Annotated in this window: 16 protein-coding genes; 9 read left to right on the top strand and 7 right to left on the bottom strand. The window is 71.9% G+C overall.

Annotation, left to right across the window (positions count from 1 at the left end; genetic code table 11):
- From DY240_RS20470 to DY240_RS20450, 5 genes are all read right to left on the bottom strand, one after another.
- Nucleotides 1-520 (bottom strand): SRPBCC family protein (locus tag DY240_RS20470; RefSeq protein WP_199701865.1); only part of this gene is annotated, 520 nt, incomplete at its 3' end.
- Nucleotides 521-698: 178 nt separating this feature from the next.
- On the bottom strand, nucleotides 699-1310 hold the full coding sequence (locus DY240_RS20465; RefSeq protein ID WP_119661695.1) for a PIN domain-containing protein: 612 nt from the start codon (nucleotides 1308-1310) through the stop codon (nucleotides 699-701).
- Entirely contained in the window at nucleotides 1307-1681 is a 375-nt protein-coding gene (locus DY240_RS20460; protein WP_233552814.1) for a helix-turn-helix domain-containing protein, read from the bottom strand. The genes DY240_RS20465 and DY240_RS20460 overlap by 4 nt, the downstream gene beginning before the upstream one ends.
- Before the next feature lie 711 nt (nucleotides 1682-2392).
- Entirely contained in the window at nucleotides 2393-3982 is a 1590-nt protein-coding gene (locus tag DY240_RS20455; protein WP_233552813.1) for an amidohydrolase, read from the bottom strand.
- Nucleotides 3979-4959, bottom strand: coding sequence for a helix-turn-helix transcriptional regulator (locus DY240_RS20450; RefSeq protein WP_119661693.1), 981 nt, complete (start codon nucleotides 4957-4959; stop codon nucleotides 3979-3981). The genes DY240_RS20455 and DY240_RS20450 overlap by 4 nt, the downstream gene beginning before the upstream one ends.
- A gap of 63 nt (nucleotides 4960-5022) precedes the next feature.
- On the opposite strand from DY240_RS20450, the gene DY240_RS20445 reads away from it, so the two are divergent.
- Together DY240_RS20445 and DY240_RS20440 are read left to right on the top strand one after the other, a co-directional pair.
- Nucleotides 5023-6135 carry an epoxide hydrolase family protein gene (locus DY240_RS20445; protein WP_119661692.1) on the top strand — a complete coding sequence of 371 codons (1113 nt, stop codon included), beginning with the start codon at nucleotides 5023-5025 and terminating at the stop codon, nucleotides 6133-6135.
- Between the two features lie 31 nt (nucleotides 6136-6166).
- Entirely contained in the window at nucleotides 6167-7270 is a 1104-nt protein-coding gene (locus DY240_RS20440) for a winged helix DNA-binding domain-containing protein (protein WP_119661691.1), read from the top strand.
- A 547-nt stretch (nucleotides 7271-7817) separates the two neighbouring features.
- Here the strand turns inward: DY240_RS20440 and DY240_RS20435 are convergent.
- On the bottom strand, nucleotides 7818-8378 hold the full coding sequence (locus DY240_RS20435; protein ID WP_119661690.1) for a helix-turn-helix domain-containing protein: 561 nt from the start codon (nucleotides 8376-8378) through the stop codon (nucleotides 7818-7820).
- Nucleotides 8379-8398: 20 nt separating this feature from the next.
- On the opposite strand from DY240_RS20435, the gene DY240_RS20430 reads away from it, so the two are divergent.
- From DY240_RS20430 to DY240_RS20400, 7 genes are all read left to right on the top strand, one after another.
- On the top strand, nucleotides 8399-8923 hold the full coding sequence (locus tag DY240_RS20430) for a GNAT family N-acetyltransferase (RefSeq protein WP_119661689.1): 525 nt from the start codon (nucleotides 8399-8401) through the stop codon (nucleotides 8921-8923).
- A 29-nt stretch (nucleotides 8924-8952) separates the two neighbouring features.
- Nucleotides 8953-10404: an L-lysine 6-transaminase gene (gene lat, locus DY240_RS20425; RefSeq protein WP_119661688.1), complete on the top strand. Its 1452-nt coding sequence runs from the start codon at nucleotides 8953-8955 to the stop codon at nucleotides 10402-10404.
- 23 nt (nucleotides 10405-10427) lie between these two features.
- Nucleotides 10428-11981: an aldehyde dehydrogenase family protein gene (locus DY240_RS20420; RefSeq protein ID WP_119661687.1), complete on the top strand. Its 1554-nt coding sequence runs from the start codon at nucleotides 10428-10430 to the stop codon at nucleotides 11979-11981.
- Nucleotides 11978-14125, top strand: coding sequence for a thiamine pyrophosphate-dependent enzyme (locus tag DY240_RS20415; RefSeq protein WP_119661686.1), 2148 nt, complete (start codon nucleotides 11978-11980; stop codon nucleotides 14123-14125). The genes DY240_RS20420 and DY240_RS20415 overlap by 4 nt, the downstream gene beginning before the upstream one ends.
- 1 nt (nucleotide 14126) lies before the next feature.
- Entirely contained in the window at nucleotides 14127-15302 is a 1176-nt protein-coding gene (locus tag DY240_RS20410; protein ID WP_119661685.1) for an acyl-CoA dehydrogenase family protein, read from the top strand.
- Nucleotides 15303-15866: 564 nt separating this feature from the next.
- Entirely contained in the window at nucleotides 15867-16955 is a 1089-nt protein-coding gene (locus DY240_RS20405; RefSeq protein WP_199701863.1) for a glycosyltransferase, read from the top strand.
- Nucleotides 16952-17119 (top strand): LPXTG cell wall anchor domain-containing protein, encoded by a 168-nt coding sequence (locus tag DY240_RS20400; protein WP_199701861.1) that lies wholly within the window; start codon nucleotides 16952-16954, stop codon nucleotides 17117-17119. The genes DY240_RS20405 and DY240_RS20400 overlap by 4 nt, the downstream gene beginning before the upstream one ends.
- Nucleotides 17120-17131: 12 nt before the next feature.
- Here DY240_RS20400 and DY240_RS20395 read toward each other — a convergent pair whose 3' ends face one another.
- Nucleotides 17132-17572 carry an Lrp/AsnC family transcriptional regulator gene (locus DY240_RS20395; protein WP_119661683.1) on the bottom strand — a complete coding sequence of 147 codons (441 nt, stop codon included), beginning with the start codon at nucleotides 17570-17572 and terminating at the stop codon, nucleotides 17132-17134.
- Nucleotides 17573-17599 lie beyond the last annotated feature (27 nt).

Raw genomic sequence — 17599 nt, 5'->3', positions numbered from 1 at the left:
GCGCTTCCGGTGCGGGTGCGGGCGCGGCCTCCCCGGCGGGCGCCGCCGCGGCCGTCGTCTCCGCCGCCGGCGCGGCGGACCCGGCGAGCTTGCTCTCGAGGCAGTCGGCGAACTGGCCGAGCAGCTTGGTCGACACCTCCTTGATCATGCCGCGGCCCAGCTGAGCGATGCGGCCGGTGATGTGCAGGTCGGTGTCGACAGTGACGACGGTGCGGTCGCCGTCGGGCCGCAGCTGCGCGACGATCTGGGCCGAGGCGTTGCCGGCCCCGCGCGAGTCGCGGCCGGAGGCGCTGATGACGGCACGGTGCCGGGCGTCGTCCTTCTCGGCGAACGTGGCGGTGCCGGCGTACTCGGACACGACCGGCCCGACCTTGATCCGCACCCGTCCGCGATAGACGTCGCCGTCGCGGCCGGTGAGCTGAGCGCCCGGCATGCACGGCGCGATGCCCTCGAGGTCGGTGAGGACCGCCCAGGCCTCGTCGACGGGAACGCTCACGGTGAACTCGTTGTCGATCTGCATGGATCCCTCCTGGACAAAACCGCTGGTCAGAGCAGCTTTACGGTCATCTCAGAAGCTTGCGGATCCCCTGCTGTTTGCTGGGAACCGGGTGGTTCTCGATCTCCGACTGTATCGGGTCTCCGAGGGTCGGCACGGGTTGTTTGCGATGGGTAAGCGGTGGAGCCGGTGGGGCGTCGTCTCAGTCGAGAGCTATGCCGGCCGACTCCAGCAGAGGGACCATTCTGGCGGCCGCGATCGGGGCGCCGGCACGCTCCAGCGCGGCGATGGTCGATGGGTCCGTGGCGCCGCGCAACTGGGCAGCGGCGGTCGCATGTGCGGCAAGCATCTGGACCGGGTACTCGGCGATCAGGATGCTCAACAGCGCATCGGGCGTCATCACCTCGAACCCGAGCGGCCCTGCTACGTCGTCCGGGAAGTCCTTCGTGTTCGCCGTGCACAGGACCGTGGCCTCCGCGGCTACAGCAGCGGCGATCACATGGCGGTCGTCCTCGTCAGGCAGCGCCAGCTCGGACAGCCGCTCGTGATCCTCGGGTGTCGGCTCGACCTCGGCATAGGGGAACGCACGGTTCATCGCGCTAGCCAGGCGCATGCCGGACTCGATGGTGAAGCCGGCGACGTTCGCCGCCAGATGTTCGGTGACCTCGTCGAGAATCTGCCGGCTCCACGCGATGGCGATGATCTCCTCATCAGCTGCGTAGAGCAGGTAGTCACGCAGGACGCGCGAGTACAGGACGTTGGCGTCGACCAGCACGACCCGGACCATGCCGGGCAGGTCGAGATCGTCAGTCACTCCGTGAGACCCAACTCATCCTGCAGATCGGCAAGATCCTCCAAGGCTGCACGCCGCCGCGGACGCTCGGCGTCGAGGAACGCCCGGATCGAGGAGACCCGGATGCGGTGATGGGCACCAACCTTGCGGAAGTCGAGCACGCCCTGATCCATCAGCTTGCGAACCTGTGGCCGCGACATCCCCAGCAGCTCAGCGGCCTCACTCGGGGTGACCTCGGCATGTCCCCGGGTGACGAGAACCTGCTGGCCCCGAGCACGCGCGTCGACCACACGTGCGAGCAGCTCAGCCGTCTCCCTCGAGAGCGATACTTGCACCTCGTCACCGCCAGCATCCAGAGCACGATGCACAGCCTCAACGTCACGAGCCAGCATCTCCGTCACACAACGCCTCCATCTGCTTCAACTGCTCTATCTGCAACAACCATACGGGTTCGGGCCGAGCAACGAACGGATCGCTAGCCGCCGCCATCGGCTGGGGCCGAAATCCGCGACCACACGTGGGCCCGCTCACTTGACGAAACTCATGCGCCCCGGGTCAGGACCCGCCTACCATCGTCGCCTCGCCGCTGAGATCCAACCTCGGATCCGGCGTGACCTGGCGATGGAGTATGAGCGGCGACATCGTCGACCCCATGCAAGGCCAGCCCGTCGTGAGCACCACGCCGCCCGTCCGGCGCATGTTGCCACAGGCCACCTAACGACAGGCCGGCTGAGGGGTGTGCTACCGATCTTGTCGGTGGCACAATGCCGATGTGGTCGATCACTTCGGCCAGGCAGCGTCACCGTCGCGCGGCACAGCAACGCGAGGCAGCTCAGGTCGATGGAGGAACACCTGCAGTATCGCTTGCGGTCTCACGAACTCCTCCGCGAGCTCGTCCTGGACCCCACCCGCATCTACCAGCCCACCGGCCGCCCACCCGGACCAACCCGGAAATGACGAACGGCCCGAACCTACAAACCGTAGGTTCGAGCCATTCCGATGTCCTGAGACATCACACAGTCGGCTGACAGGGATTTGAACCTGCGACCCCTGCCACCGGGTCACGCCTCAGCGTACGGACGGCGGGAGGGTTCGGCGGGCGATCAGGCCGAGGCGTACACCGTCCGGCCGCGCACCACGGTCCGCAGGCAGCGCGGCAGCGGCACGCCGGGCGACAGGTCCGGCAGGCCCGGCACACCGGCGCGCGGGTCGGTCGACCACGCCGCGACGCGCTCGTCCGGCGCCTGGACGACCAGCTCGTACGGAACCTCCCACACCGCGAACGACGCGCGCATGCCCGGCGCGAGCACGCCGGCGTCCTCGACGCGCGCGGCCCGCCAGCCGCCCCGCGTCGCGGCCGAGAACGCCGCCCGGGCGCTGATCCGCTGCGACGGCGTGCGGTGCTGTGACGCCGCGCGGACGGTCTCCCAGCCGGCCAGCGGCGTCACGGGCGAGTCGGACCCGAAGGCCAGCAGCACGCCGGCCCGCGCCATCGCGGCGAACGGGTTCAGCGACACACCCCGCGACGGCCCGAGCCGCTCGGCGTACAGCCCGTCCGGGCCGCCCCACAGCGCGTCGAAGGCCGGCTGCATGCTCGCCGCGACGCCCAGCCGGGCCATCTCGGCGATCAGCAGGTCGTCGATCATCTCGACGTGCTCCAGCCGGTGCCGCGACCCGACCACGGCGGCCAGGCCGCATACCTGCGCGGCGGCCGCGACGGCCTCGACGGCGATCCGCACCGCCTCGTCGCCGATGCAGTGGAAGCCGGCCTGGATCCCCGCGCGGGTGCAGGCGACGACGTGCTCGGTGGCGGCGTCGAGGTCGAGGTAGAGGCGGCCGCGCTCACCGAGGGCGTCGGCGTAGGGGGCGGACAGCCGGGCGCTGCGCGAGCCGATCGACCCGTCGACGTTGAGGTCGCCGGCCGCGCCGGCCGCGCCGAGCGCCTGCGCCTCGCCCACCGCCGTCGCGCCCCAGTAGCCGATGACGTCCGGCAGCTCCGGCGACGCACCCAGCGCCAGCACGGCGGTGAAGTCGGACGGGTCGCTGATGTGCGGGGCGCCGATCTCGTGCACGGCGCCGATGCCCAGCGACGCGGCGTGCCGCAGCGCCTCCTCGCGCAGCCGGGCGAGCCGGCCGGCGGGGATGGCGGACCGGGCGGCCTGGCGGGCGCGGTGGTGGGCGTCGCGGCGGACCAGGCCGTCGTCGTAGCCGTCGGCGCGGGCGATGGAGCGGTCGGCGGCGAGCAGCGCGCCGGACACGGCGGCGGTGTGGACGTCGCGGCGGGCGAGGTAGACGGCGGCACCGTCGGCCGCGCGGTCGAGCTCGTCGGGCGTCGGCGCCCCGCCGTCGGGCCAGCCGTCCTCCTCCCAGCCGAACCCCAGGATCGCCTCGCCGGGGCGTTGCCGGGCCCGCTCGGAGACGAGGTCGAGCAGGGCGGCCCGGCTGGCCACGCCGGCGAGGTCGAGGCCGTCGCGGGCCAGCCCGGTCTCCGTGAGGTGCACGTGCGCGTCGACGAACGCGGGCGCGACCAGCGCGTCCTCCAGGTCGACGACCTCGTCGGCCGCGTCGACGTGGGTCTGCGCGGCGCCCTCGGCGCCCACCCAGGCGACGGTGTCGTCCACCACCAGCATCGCGGTCGCGAACGGATCGGCGGGACTGTGGATGCGGCCGTTGCGGTAGAGGGTCGTCGTCACCCGCTGATTCTCCCCGACGCCGCTCCGGCGCCGGCCCGGGTGTACCTGCGGCCGAGTTCGGCGACGTGCTCGGCCAGCTCGGGCGGGTCCAGGACGTCGAAGTCGACCCCGGCCGCGCCGATCCAGACGACCAGCGTGTCGAGCGCGTCGGCGCCCGTCCGGAACAGGCAGGCGTCGTTGCCGTCCGGCGTCAGCGAACCAGCGGCCACCGGGATCCGCCGGCGCATCGCCTCGGCCGGCGCGTGCAGCCGCACGGTCGCCCGGTACCGCCAGGCCGCGGCCGACGTCCGCGCCGACACGTACGCCGCCAGGTCCTCCGCCGGCGGCTCACGCTCGGCGAACCGTGCTCCCACCGGCGTGCAGTCCTCGATGCGGTCGACGCGGAAGGTGCGCCAGTCGCGGCGGTCGACGTCCCAGGCGACCAGGTACCAGCGCCGCCCCCACCGCACCAGCCGCAGTGGCTCGACCGCCCGGCGCGACGGCCCGCCGTCGTGCGTCCGGTAGCGGAACCGGACCCGCTCGCGGTCGCGGCAGGCCAGCGACAGCGTCGCCAGCAAGCCGGCGTCGACCGAGGGTGCCGGGGTGTCGTACGGGACGGTGACGGTGGCCCGCTGGACGGCGTCGACGCGCCGGCGCAGCCGTGACGGCAGAACCTGCTCGAGCTTGGCCAGCGCACGCACGGCGGTCTCCTCGACGCCGTCGACGGCGCTCACGGTGCGCAGCCCGACGGCGACGGCGACCGCCTCGTCGTCGTCCAGCAGTAGCGGCGGCAGCTCGGCCCCGGCGCCGAGCCGGTATCCACCCGCCGCTCCGGGCGTCGCCTCCACCGGATAGCCCAGCGAGCGCAGCTTCTCGACGTCGTTGCGCACGGTCCGGGTCGTGACGTCCAGCCGGTCGGCCAGCTCCGGGCCGCTCCACGACCGCCGGACCTGCAACAACGACAACAGGCGCAGCAGCCGCGCCGACGTTTCCCTCATGGCTGGAAGTCTGCCAGCCAATGCGGAACGAAGTCTTCCGCGTTGGTTCGTAGCGTGGCGGGCATGGAGATCACACCCTTCACCATCGCCATCCCGCAGGCCGACCTCGACGACCTCCGCGCCCGGCTGGAGCGGACCCGGTTCGCCCAGGAGCTGCCCGGCGCGGGCTGGGACTACGGCGTCCCCGCCGGCTTCGTCCAGCGGCTCGTCGAGCGCTGGCGCGACGGGTACGACTGGCGAGAGTGGGAGGCGCGGCTCAACGCCCACCCGCAGTTCACGACCGAGATCGACGGCCAGACCGTCCACTTCCTGCACGTCCGCTCCCCCGAGCCCGACGCGTTCCCGCTGCTGCTGACGCACGGCTGGCCGGGGTCGATCGTCGAGTTCCTCGACGTCATCGGCCCGCTGTCGGACCCGCGGGCGCATGGCGGCGACCCGTCGGCGGCGTTCCACCTGGTCGTCCCGTCGGTGCCCGGGTTCGGTTTCTCCGGGCCGACGACCGACCGCGGCTGGGACCGGCACCGCATCGCCCGCGCCTGGGCGGAGCTGATGCGCCGGCTCGGCTACGAGCGCTACGGCCTGCACGGCAACGACGGCGGCTCGATCATCTCGCCCGAGGTCGGCCGGGTCGACCCCGAGCACGTCGCCGGCGTGCACGTCACGCAGGTCTTCTCGTTCCCGTCCGGCGACCCGGCCGAGCTGGCGGGCCTGTCCGAGGAGGAGCAGGCCGGGCTGCGGCGGCTGCAGTGGTTCTGGGAGGAGGTCGGCGCGTTCAACCAGCTGCAGGCCAGCCAGCCGCAGACGCTGGCGCACGCGCTGGCCGACTCCCCCGCCGGCCAGCTGGCGTGGAACGCGCAGCTTTTCGGCGAGGGCCAGGTGAGCGACGACTTCATCCTCACCAACGTCAGCATCTACTGGTTCACGAACACCGCGGCGTCGTCGGCGCGGTTCTACTACGAGGACAAGCGGGCCGCGGCGCCCGGCGGGCCGACGACCGTGCCGCTCGGGCTGGCCGGGTTCAAGGACGACTTCATCTCCATGCGCCGGTTCGCCGAGCGCGACCATGCCCGCATCGTCCAGTGGAACACGTACGACCGCGGCGGGCACTACTCCGCACACCAGGTCCCGGACCTGCTGGTCCCGGACCTGCGCGAGTTCTTCCGCGGGCTGCGGTGACGTTGTCGGTGGGGTGCGGAAGGGTGGGCGCATGCCCGACGTGCTGACCCGGCGCGAGCTCAACCGCGCCACGCTGGCCCGCCAGCTGCTGCTGGACCGCGCCGACCGCCCGGTGCTCGCGACCGTCGAGCACCTGGGCGGCCTGCAGGCCCAGCAGCCGTTCTCGCCGTACTACCAGCTCTGGTCCCGGCTGCGCGGCTTCCGGCCCGACGACCTCGCGCGGCTCCTACTGGACCGCACGGTCGTCCGCATCGCGGTGCAGCGCGGCACCATCCACCTGCTGTCGGTGCCCGACGCGCTGGCCATGCGGCCGTGGGTCCAGCCGCTCTATGTCGCCGACCTGCGCACGAACACCCTGCACGCGAAGGCGCTCGCCGGCACCGACCTCGACGCCGTGGCCGCGGCCGCGCGGGACCTACTCGAGGACGAGCCGCGGACGATGGCCGAGCTCGGCGCGCTGCTGGCGCCGTCGTGGCCGTCCGTCGGCCCGGCGCATCTGGCGCACGTGGCGCGGAACCTGCTGGCGCTGGTCCAGGTGCCCCCGCGGGCGGTGTGGGGGCAGAGCGGGCAGACCCGGCTGACGACCATCGAGCGCTGGGTCGGCCGTCCGCTCGACCCCGCGCCGGCCCCGGCCGAGTACGTCCGGCGCTACCTGGGGGCGTTCGGCCCGGCGTCCGTGGCCGACCTGCAGACGTGGTGCGGCCTCACCCGGCTGCGCGGCGTGGTCGACTCGCTGCGGCCGGAGCTGCGCGTCTTCCGCGACGAGTCCGGCCGCGAGCTGTTCGACCTCCCTGACGCGCCCAGGCCGGGCGCCGACGTCCCGGCGCCGGTGCGCTTCCTGCCCGACTTCGACAACGTCCTGCGCTCACACGCCGACCGCGCCCGCATCATCGACGACGTCAACCGCAAGCGGATGAACCGCCGCAACGGCGTGGTGCCGCACGCCCTGCTGGTCGACGGCGAGGTCGCCGGCTGGTGGCGGCTGGAGGCCGGCGTGCTGACGGTGACGCCGTACCGGCCGCTGTCAGCGGCCGAGACGTCGGCTGTTGAAGCGGAGGGCTGGGAGCTCCTGACGTTCGCCCTGCCGGACGAGACGGTCGACCGTGCCGACGTACGTGTGCTGCCGGTGGACTGAGCGTTGGGCCGTCTCCCTGCTGCCCATTCTCTTGGCCGCGGACGCGCGCCTCAAGTCCGCGGCCTCTGACTGTGTGCTCTTCTCTTCTGGTTGGGGGCCTTGGACTTGACCCGCGCGCACCCGGCCGAAGAACGGGCACCTATCAGGGGACGGGGAAAGAGCGGCGACGGTCGTCTGGGGCGTCTGGCCGGCTTCTGTGTGGCGTTGGTGCCGTTGAGCGTCCGCCTGGTGAGATTTCACCGTGATTCCGGAGCCATCACGAGGATTACCCAAGCGTCAACACCCCTACAGCCATGTTGAAGCTCACGTAATCCTCGTGATGTAGACGATCCTGGATGATCATGGGCGTCTGCAGCCCGGCAAACCGCGCGAAACGGGCACATGAACCTCGAGTCGTGCCCGCTCTGCCCCCGTCCCCCTGATAGCGCCCAGGGCCACGGCGCAGCCGCGGGTCAAGCGGATCCGCGTCGGCGCGAAGCGCCCAAATGGTCCGCTTGAGGCGCGGTTGCGCGGCTAAGAGAATGGGCAGCAGGGGGACGGCCCAACGTCACCGACGCGGCCGCATGATCAACGCGGCCACATGGTACGAGCACGACTCGTCCCACGGGTTGGCGTAGGCGTGCGGCACGTCGGCGGCGAAGTAGATCGAGTCGCCGGCGGCGAGGTCGTGCTCGTCGTCGGCGAGGGCGAGCCGGAGCCGGCCGGTCTCGACCACGACGTACTCGTGCGACCCGGCAGCGTAGGCCGGATACTCCAGCGCCTCGCGGCGCGGCGGCAGCTCGGTCCGGACCCACTCGAAGTTCACCCCCGGCACCACCGGCGTCAGGATGGTGCGCCGCCATCCGTCCGGGGCGACCGCGACGTCCTGCTCCGCGGCCCGGCGGACGATCACCCGCGGCACGTCGTCGGCGTCCAGCAGGGCCGACATCGGAGTGCCGAGCGCTGTCGCGATCCGGTCCAGCACGACGACGGTGGGCGCCTTGCGTCCGCGCTCCACCGACCACAGCATGCTGGCGCTCACGCCGGCCCGCTCCGCGAGCGCGTTCATCGTCAGGCCGCGCTGCACCCGCACGTCGGCGATGCGGCGGCCGAGCGCGACGAGATCCATGCCATTCACTATAATGAGGCGTGGTTCTCTATAGCGAATCTCCCACCCCGAGCATCCGGCCTGCGCGATCCGCCGACCTGCCCGCCATCGCGGCGATCTTCGCGCACTACGTCGAGACCAGCGTCGTCACGTTCGAGGAGACGCCGCCCACGGCCGCCGACTGGGCGGACAAGCTCGCCGGCCTCCACGACCGCGGCCTGCCGTTCCTCGTCGCCGACACCGCCGGCACGGTCGCCGGCTACGCCTACGCCGCTCCGTGGCGGCCCAAGCCCGCCTACCGGCACACCGCCGAGAACACCGTCTACCTCTCCCCCGCGCACACCGGCCGCGGCCTGGGCCGGACGCTCATGGCGGCGCTGATCGACGCCTGTGCGGCCGCCGGCGTGCGCCAGCTGGTCGCCGTCGTCGTCGACGACGGAGCCGGCACGAGCCCGTCGCTCGCCCTGCACCGCGCACTGGGCTTCGCCGAGGCCGGCCGCCTGACCGCCGTCGGCCACAAGCACGGCCGCTGGCTCGACACCGTCCTGCTGCAGCGCGCCGTGTGAATCGGCTCCTTCGCTCGAACCGTGACGGGATGTCTTCTTGCTCTGGCGGTGAATCAACGCAAGAATTACGCCAAGGCGAGCCTCACGAGGGACGTCTTGTCACCGTACCCGGGTTTCGAGGAGGTTCACCGATCGTGGCCGAACAGCTCACCATCGCCGCGGACGAGGTCCACGCGGTTCTCGGCAAGCACCTGCTCACGGACGGCTTCAAGCTCGTCCTCGACACCGACGCCAGCGAGGGCAGCTGGCTGGTCGACGCGCGCGACGGTAAGCGGTACCTGGACATGTACACGTTCTTCGCCTCCGCGCCGCTGGGCTGCAACCCGCCGGGACTGGTCGACGACCCCGCGTTCATGGAGCTGCTCGGCCGGGTCGCGGCCAACAAGCCGGCCAACCCCGACATCTACTCCGTGCACCTCGCCGAGTTCACCGAGACGTTCGTCCGGGTGCTGGGCGACCCGCGCCTGCCGCACCTGTTCTTCGTCGAGGGCGGCGCGCTGGCCGTCGAGAACGCGCTCAAGGTCGCCTTCGACTGGAAGAGCCGGCACAACGAGGCGCACGGCCGCGACCCCCGCCTCGGCACCCGCATCATGCACCTGACGAAGGCGTTCCACGGCCGCAGCGGCTACACGATGTCCCTGACCAACACCGAGCCGAACAAGACCGCCCGGTTCCCGCAATTCGACTGGCCGCGCATCGACGTCCCGGCCGTCACGTTCCCGCTCGAGGACCACCTCGACGCCGTCCAGCGGGCCGAGGAGCACGCCCTGGCCCAGGCGCGCCAGGCCTTCGAGGCCCACCCGCACGACATCGCCGCGTTCATCTGCGAGCCGATCCAGGGCGAGGGCGGCGACAACCACATGCGCCCGGAGTTCCTGCAGGCCATGCAGGCCCTGGTCCACGAGCACGACGCGCTGTTCATCGTCGACGAGGTGCAGACCGGCACCGGCACGACGGGCACGGCGTGGGCCTACCAGCAGCTCGGCCTGCAGCCCGACGTCGTCGCGTTCTCGAAGAAGGTGCAGGTCGGCGGCATCATGGCCGGCGGACGCGTCGACGAGGTCGCCGACAACGTGTTCACCGTGTCCGGCCGCATCAACTCCACTTGGGGCGGCGGGCTGGCCGACATGGTCCGGTCGCGCCGGCTGCTGGAGATCATCGAGCAAGACGGGCTCATCGAGGCCGCCGCCACCAAGGGCGAGCGCTTCCTCGCCGGGCTGCGCGCCGTCGCGGCCGAGACCCCCGGCGCGGTCAGCAACGTGCGCGGCCGCGGCCTCATGGTCGCCGCCGACCTGCCCGACGGCGCGGTCCGCACCGCGGTCCTCACCGATCTGCGCGAGAACGAGCAGGTCATCGCGCTGCCGAGCGGCGAGCGCGCGATCCGCTTCCGTCCCGCGCTGTCGGTGACCGATGATGAGATCGACCTCGCCGTCGCGGCGTTCGGCCGCGCCGTCGCCCGTCAGTTCGCCCGCGTCAGCTGAGCACACCTAGGAGCACATCCACCGTGACCCGCACCGTCACCTCGGTCGTCGACGGCCAGCCCGTCCCCGGCGACCGCACCGTCGCCAGCCTGAACCCGGCCGACCTCGACGACGCCGTCGGCGAGGTGAGCCTGGCTCCCGGGCGCATCTTCACCGCCGCCGCCGTCGTCGCCCGCAACGCCCAGCGGGCCTGGGCCGACGTCCCGGCACCCGTCCGCGGCCGGGCCATCGCGCACATCGGGCGGGTGGTCGAGGAGAACGCCGAGTCGCTGGCCCGCCTGGTCACCCGCGAGATCGGCAAGCCGTACGCCGAGGCGCTCGGCGAGGTCCGCGAGATCGTCGACACCTGCGACTTCTTCCTCGGCGAGGGCCGCCGGCTGTACGGCCAGACGGTGCCCAGCGAGATGCCCGACAAGCAGCTGTTCACGTTCCGCAACCCGGTCGGCACGGTCGCCGTCATCACCGCCGGCAACTTCCCGGTCGCGGTGCCGTCCTGGTACATCGTCCCGGCGCTGCTCACCGGCAACACCATCGTGTGGAAGCCGGCCGAGTACTCCGCCGTCGTCTCCAACGCCTTCCACGACCTGTTCGTCAAGGGCGGCGGGCTGCCCGACGGCGTGTTCAACCTGGTCCACGCCGACGGCGCCGACACCTACGCCGGCCTGCAGGAGTCGCTGGAGCTCGGGTACATCGACAAGGTCGGCTTCACCGGCTCGTCGGAGGTCGGCCGCGAGATCGGCGCGCTGACGGGCCGGCACCTGCAGACGGCCTGCCTCGAGCTGGGCGGCAAGAACCCGCTGGTCGTCACGCCGAGCGCCGACCTCGACCTCGCCGTCGAGGGCGCGCTGTTCTCCGGCTTCGGCACGGCCGGCCAGCGGTGCACGTCGCTGGGCACGGTCATCGTGCACGAGTCGCTGCACGACGAGTTCCTCCGCCGGTTCACCGCGGCCGTCGACGCCGCCGCCGTCGGCGACCCGACCCAGGACGTCCTCATGGGCCCGCTGCTCGACGCCAAGTTCGCCGAGCGGTACGAGAAGTTCCTCGGCTGGGTGCAGCCGCAGCACACCGTGCACGGCCGCACCGGCCGCATCACCAGCGGCAACCCGCGCGACGGCTTCGTCGGCGACCCCGCGAAGGGTCTCTACTACCACCCGGTGGTGGTCGACGGCGTCCGCCCCGGCGACGAGCTGTTCGACCAGGAGACGTTCGGCCCGATCGTCGGCGTCACGTCGTACTCGACGCTGGACGAGGCCATCGACCTCGCCAACGCGCCCGGCTACGGCCTGTCCAGCTCCATCTACACGACGAACCCGGCCGACGCGTTCGCGTACCGGCGCGGCATCTCCGCCGGCATGGTGAGCATCAACAACTCCACGTCCGGCGCCGAGGCGCACCTGCCGTTCGGCGGCAACGGCAAGTCCGGCAACGGCTCGCGGCAGTCCGGCATGTGGGTGCTCGACCAGTTCACCCGCTGGCAGTCGGTGAACTGGGACTACTCCGGCCGGCTGCAGAAGGCCCAGATGGACGTCGCCGACCTGGACGCCGACCTCGGCTTCCGGCTCGACGACCAGCCGTGAGCACACCCGCCGCCCTCGAGGAGGCGCTGCTCGGCGCCATCGCGTCGCTGGAGCCCCGGACGGCGACGGCGTCCGGCTCCGCCGAGGTGCTGCGCGGCGTCTTCGACGCCCAGGTGACCAGCCGGCACCTGGACGTCGTCGCTCGTGAGCTGCAGGCGGCCGGGCGCGGCTTCTACACCATCGGGTCGGCCGGGCACGAGTCGAACGCCTTGGTCGCGGCGGCGCTGCGCCCGAGCGACCCGGCGCTGCTGCACTACCGCTCCGGCGGGTTCTACGCCGCGCGCGCGGCCCAGGTGCCGGGCTCGACCCCGATCCGCGACGTGCTGCAGAGCCTCATGGGCGCCGCCGACGAGCCGATCGCCGGCGGCCGGCACAAGGTGTTCGGCAACGCCGCGCTGTCGATCATCCCGCAGACCTCGACCATCGCCTCGCATCTGCCGCGTGCGGTCGGGCTGGCGGTCGCGCTGCACCGGGCGCACCGGCTGGGTGTGCCGGCGACCTGGCCGGAGGACGCCGTCGTCGTCTGCTCGTTCGGCGACGCCTCGGCCAATCACTCGACCGCCGTCGGGGCCATCAACACCGCGCTGAACACGGCGTTCCAGGGGCTTCCGGTGCCGGTGCTGTTCGTCTGCGAGGACAACGGCATCGGCATCTCAGTGCCCACCCCGGCCGGCTGGATCGAGACGGTGTACGGGTCGCGGCCCGGCCTCACCTATGTGTCGGCCGACGGCGCCGACCCGGCGACGGCGCTCACCGCGGCCCGGCGCGCCGCCGGCTACGTCCGCGAACAACGCAAGCCGGCGTTCCTGCACCTGCGCACCGTCCGCTACCTCGGGCACGCCGGCTCCGACGCGGAGATCAGCTACCGCACGCCCACGGAGATCGCCGCCGACCACGCCCGCGACCCGATCCTCGGCACCGCCCGCGCGCTGGTCGAGGCCGGCGCCGCGACCCCCGACGAACTGATCGGCCGGTACCGCGTGCTCCGAGCCGAGGTCGACGCCGTCGCCGAATCGCTGCGCGGCGCCCGCACGCTCGGCTCCGCGACGGAGATCGTCGCGCCGCTCGCCCCGCGCACGCCCGACGCCGTCGCCCGCGCCGCCGCCGGCCTGTACGACGCGTCCCGCGCCGAGCAGCCCGCCACGCTGGCCGAGTCGATCAACGCGACGCTGTCCGCCGCGATCGAGCGCGACCGCCGCGTCGTCGTGTTCGGCGAGGACGTCGGGCGCAAGGGCGGCGTCTACGGCGTCACCCGCGGCCTGGCCCGCCGGCACGGCCGCGCCCGCGTCTTCGACACGCTGCTGGACGAGCAGTCGATCCTCGGCCTCGGGCTGGGCGCCGGCCTGGCCGGGCTGCTCCCCGTCCCGGAGATCCAGTACCTCGCCTACCTGCACAACGCCGAGGACCAGCTGCGCGGCGAGGCGGCGTCGCTGTCGTTCTTCTCCACCGGGCAGTACCGCAACCCGCTGGTCGTCCGCATCGCCGGGCTGGCCTACCAGCGCGGCTTCGGCGGGCACTTCCACAACGACAACGGCGTCGCCGTCCTGCGCGACATCCCCGGCCTGGTGGTGGCCTGCCCGTCCCGGGGCGACGACGCCGCCGCCATGCTGCGCACCTGCCTGGCCGCTGCCGCCGTCGACGGGACGGTGTCGGCGTTCCTCGAGCCGATCGCGCTCTACCACACCCGCGACCTGCACGAGGACGGCGACGGCGGCTGGCTCGCGGCCGACCCCGGCGAGCACGCGCCGATCGGCCGGGCCCGCGTGCACGGTGCGGGCGCGGACCTCACCATCGTCACGTTCGGCAACGGCGTGCCGATGAGCCTGCGCGTGGCGAAGAGGCTCGCCGAGCGGCGCATCAGCGCCCAGGTGCTGGACCTGCGCTGGCTGGCGCCGCTGCCGGTCGAGGACATCGTCCGCGAGGCCAACCTCACCGGACGGGTGCTGGTCGCCGACGAGACCCGCCACTCCGGCGGCGTCGGCGAGGGCGTCGTCACCGCGCTGGTGGAGTCGGGCTACGACGGCCGCATCGCGCGGGTCGCCAGCCACGACAGCTTCGTGCCGCTGGGCACCGCCGCGAGCCACGTGCTGCTCGGCGAGCAGCAGATCGAGAAGGCCGCCGTCGAGCTGGCCGAGAAGGAGTGACATGACCTCGCCCCTGGAGCTGCTGAGCGTCGAGCACCTGCTCAGCGAGGAGGAGCGCGACCTGCGCGACGCCGTCGCCCACTTCGTCGACGACCGCGTCCGCCCGTCGATCGCCGACTGGTACGAGGACGGGCTGTCGTCGTCGGCGGTGCGCGACCTGGCCCTGGAGGCCGGCAAGCTGGGCCTGCTCGGCATGCACCTCACCGGGTACGGCTGCGCCGGCACGAACGCCGTCTCGTACGGCCTGGCCTGCATGGAGCTGGAGGCCGGCGACTCCGGCGTCCGCTCGCTGGTGTCGGTGCAGGGGTCGCTGGCGATGTTCGCGATCTGGAAGTTCGGCTCCGAGGAGCAGAAGCAGCAGTGGCTGCCCGGCATGGCCGAGGGGTCGCTCATCGGATGCTTCGGGCTGACCGAACCCGACTTCGGCTCCAACCCGGCCGGCATGCGTACCCGGGCCCGCCGCGACGGCGACGACTGGGTGCTCGACGGCACCAAGATGTGGATCACCAACGGCTCGGTCGCCGACGTCGCCGTCGTCTGGGCCCGCTGCGTCGACGACGGGGCCGTGCGCGGCTTCCTCGTCCCGGCGGGGACGCCCGGGTTCTCCGCACCCAAGATCGGGAAGAAGCTGTCGCTGCGGGCGTCGGTGACCAGCGAGCTGGTGCTCGAGGGCGTCCGGCTGCCGGCCGACGCCGTCCTGCCCGAGGTGTCGTCGCTGCGTGGGCCGCTGTCGTGCCTCAACGAGGCCCGGTTCGGCATCGTATTCGGCGCGCTCGGCGCCGCCCGCGACTGCCTCGCGACGGCGCTGTCCTACGTCGGGACGCGTGAGGTGTTCGACCGGCCGCTGGCGTCGTTCCAGCTCACCCAGGCCAAGGTCGCCGACATGGCGCTGGAGCTGCAGAAGGGCTACCTGCTCGCGCTGCACCTCGGGCGCCTGAAGGACGAGGGCAGGCTGCGGCCCGAGCAGGTCAGCCTGGGCAAGCTCAACAACGTCCGCGAGGCCCTGGCGATCGCCCGCGAGTGCCGCACGATCCTCGGCGCCAACGGCATCACGCTGGAGTACCCGGTGCTGCGGCACGCCAACAACCTCGAGTCGGTGCTGACGTACGAGGGCACCAGCGAGGTGCACCAGCTCGTCATCGGCCAGGCGCTCACCGGCCACAACGCCTTCAGCTGACGCCGTCCCGCCCGGACCGCCTCGGAAATGATCACGTTCAGCACGGAATCTCGTGCTGTACCACGATTGCAGGCCTCGTGATGCTGGGGTAATCCTGGTGATGCACCGTCGGCCGGAAGAATCTCATCATGCGGACGTCGGCGAGCATCACGAGGATAACCCGAGCATCAACACGCCTACAGGCGTAGTGCGACACGAGATTCCGTGCTGAACGTGATCATTTCCGAGGCGGCGCGGGCGGAATGTCCGGATTCGGCCGTCGAGCGAGTCGGGCCGCCGAATGAGATGCCCGACACATTTTCTCCATTGTCGTCACCCATGGTGACGGCAATTCCTGGGCTCGGCCGGTCCCGTCGTCACCCATGGTGACGATCAAGCCCTTGTGACCAGGTGCGACGCGAAGAGCGGCCCTACTTTCGAGATGCGCATCTCTCCCCTCGGGGTTAGCCTCGAAGGGCAACATCGGCCGCCGGGAAATGCCGGCGGCGAAGGGGGGCAACGGGCCGAGGTGCCGTGCATTTCAGCACGGCATCCGGCCCGCATTCTCGGGGGGAATACATCGTCGTGGGCAATGGCCTGCGTTATGCCGGCGTGCCGGACGTCCGGATCACCGTGCTCATTCCGGCGCACAATGAAGAGCACCGCATCGGTGCGGCATTGGCCGCGCTCAGCCGCCAGACGCGCCGGCCGGACAGCGTCATCGTCATCGCCGACAACTGCACCGACGACACCGCGAAGGTCGCGGCCGCGTGGCGCGCCGAGGTCGCCGTGACCGTCGGGAACACCGACAAGAAGGCCGGCGCGCTCAACCAGGTCCTCGCGGACATCCTGCCCAGGCTGCGCGATCACGACTTCGTGCTCGTCCAGGACGCGGACAGCCAGCTCGGCGAGCAGTTCGTCGAGGCTGCGCTGGAGCACATGGACGCGCGCCCCGAGCTCGGTGCGGTCGGTGGTGTCTTCCAGGGCGAGCCTGGCGCCGGGCTGGTCGGGTACCTCCAGCGCAACGAGTACGCCAGGTACGCCAGGGACGTGCGCCGCCTGGGCGGGAAGTGCCTGGTCGTGACCGGGACCGCCGCGATGATGCGGGCCGGCACGCTCAAGCACCTGTCGCGGGCGAGGCTCGACCGCACGGTGCCGGCCGGCGACGGGCGGGGTGGCATCTATGACACCACCGTCCTGACCGAGGACAACGAGCTCACGTTCGCGCTGCTCCACCTGGGCTACGAGGTGCTCAGCCCGAAGGAGTGCACCCTCGTGACCGAGGTCATGCCGACGTGGCGGGACCTGTGGAAGCAGCGGCTGCGCTGGAAGCGCGGCGCGGTGGAGAACTGCTTCCAGTACGGCGTGACCTCCGTGACGTGGCGCTACTGGGGCCGGCAACTCCTGACGATGGCCGGTGTCGCGGTCACGTTCATCTACCTGACTTCCATCGCCGTCGCCATCGCCGTCGACGGGGGTGTGAGCCTCCAGCCGGTCTGGATGGCGGTCACGGGCGTCTTCGTCCTGGAGCGCGTCGTCACCGTCAGCGACCGCGGCTGGCGGCACATGGCGGCGGCCGCCACGATGTTCGAGCTGGTGTATGACATCTTCCTCCAGCTCGTGCACGCCAAGGCCTACGCCGACGTGATCCTGAACCGCGAGAGGAATTGGTGACGATGTACGACAAGTGCGTGGTGGGCGCCGGCGGCGTCGGCGGTGCCGGGTGCCTGGCCCAGACGGGGATCAGCCCCATCTGGGCGATCCTGGCCGGCTTCGCCCTGCTGGCCGTCGGCACGGCGATCATGCGGATCATCCCGCGCCGGACAGCGACCAGGTGAGGGCCTAGAGACTCACGCGGTCATCGGGCGGTTCTCGTACGCCGTGGACAGCACGATGGTGGTGCGGGTGGACACGTTCGCCGACGACCGGATGCGGGCCAGCAGGTCCTCCAGGTCGGCGGGACGGCCCACCCGCACCTTGAGGATGTAGTTCTCGTCGCCGGCGACTGAGTAGCAGGCCTCGATCTCGGGGATGCCGGCCAGCCGGTCCGGGGAGTCGTCGGGCTGGCTGGGGTCGATCGGCTTGATGGAGATGAACGCCGTCAACGGCAGCCCGACCGCCTCGTGGTCGACGACGGCGGAGTAGCCGCGGATGACGCCGCGCTCCTCGAGCCGGCGGACCCGCTGGTGCACGGCCGACGTGGACAGGCCGGTGGACTTGCCGAGATCGGTGTAGCTCATCCGGCCGTCCCGCATCAGCAACGCCACGATCTTCCTGTCGATGTCCTCCACGGGTGCACTCTACTGGCGGCCCGGCCC

The organism is Jiangella rhizosphaerae, assembly GCF_003579925.1.
In the GTDB taxonomy this organism is placed as follows: Bacteria; Actinomycetota; Actinomycetes; order Jiangellales; family Jiangellaceae; genus Jiangella; species Jiangella rhizosphaerae.
The sequence above is the reverse complement of the archived record's forward strand: the minus strand, read 5'-3'. Positions and strand labels throughout refer to the sequence as shown.

Bases quoted from the DNA above. Each gene is read 5' to 3' on its own strand.
- DY240_RS20410 (WP_119661685.1), top strand. From the start codon at position 14,127: ATGACCTCGCCCCTGGAGCTGCTGAGCGTCGAGCACCTGCTCAGCGAG.
- DY240_RS20445 (WP_119661692.1), top strand. From the start codon at position 5,023: ATGGAGATCACACCCTTCACCATCGCCATCCCGCAGGCCGACCTCGAC.
- DY240_RS20440 (WP_119661691.1), top strand. From the start codon at position 6,167: ATGCCCGACGTGCTGACCCGGCGCGAGCTCAACCGCGCCACGCTGGCC.
- lat (WP_119661688.1), top strand. From the start codon at position 8,953: ATGTCTTCTTGCTCTGGCGGTGAATCAACGCAAGAATTACGCCAAGGC.
- DY240_RS20450 (WP_119661693.1), bottom strand. From the start codon at position 4,959: ATGAGGGAAACGTCGGCGCGGCTGCTGCGCCTGTTGTCGTTGTTGCAG.
- DY240_RS20435 (WP_119661690.1), bottom strand. From the start codon at position 8,378: ATGGATCTCGTCGCGCTCGGCCGCCGCATCGCCGACGTGCGGGTGCAG.
- DY240_RS20460 (WP_233552814.1), bottom strand. From the start codon at position 1,681: ATGCTGGCTCGTGACGTTGAGGCTGTGCATCGTGCTCTGGATGCTGGC.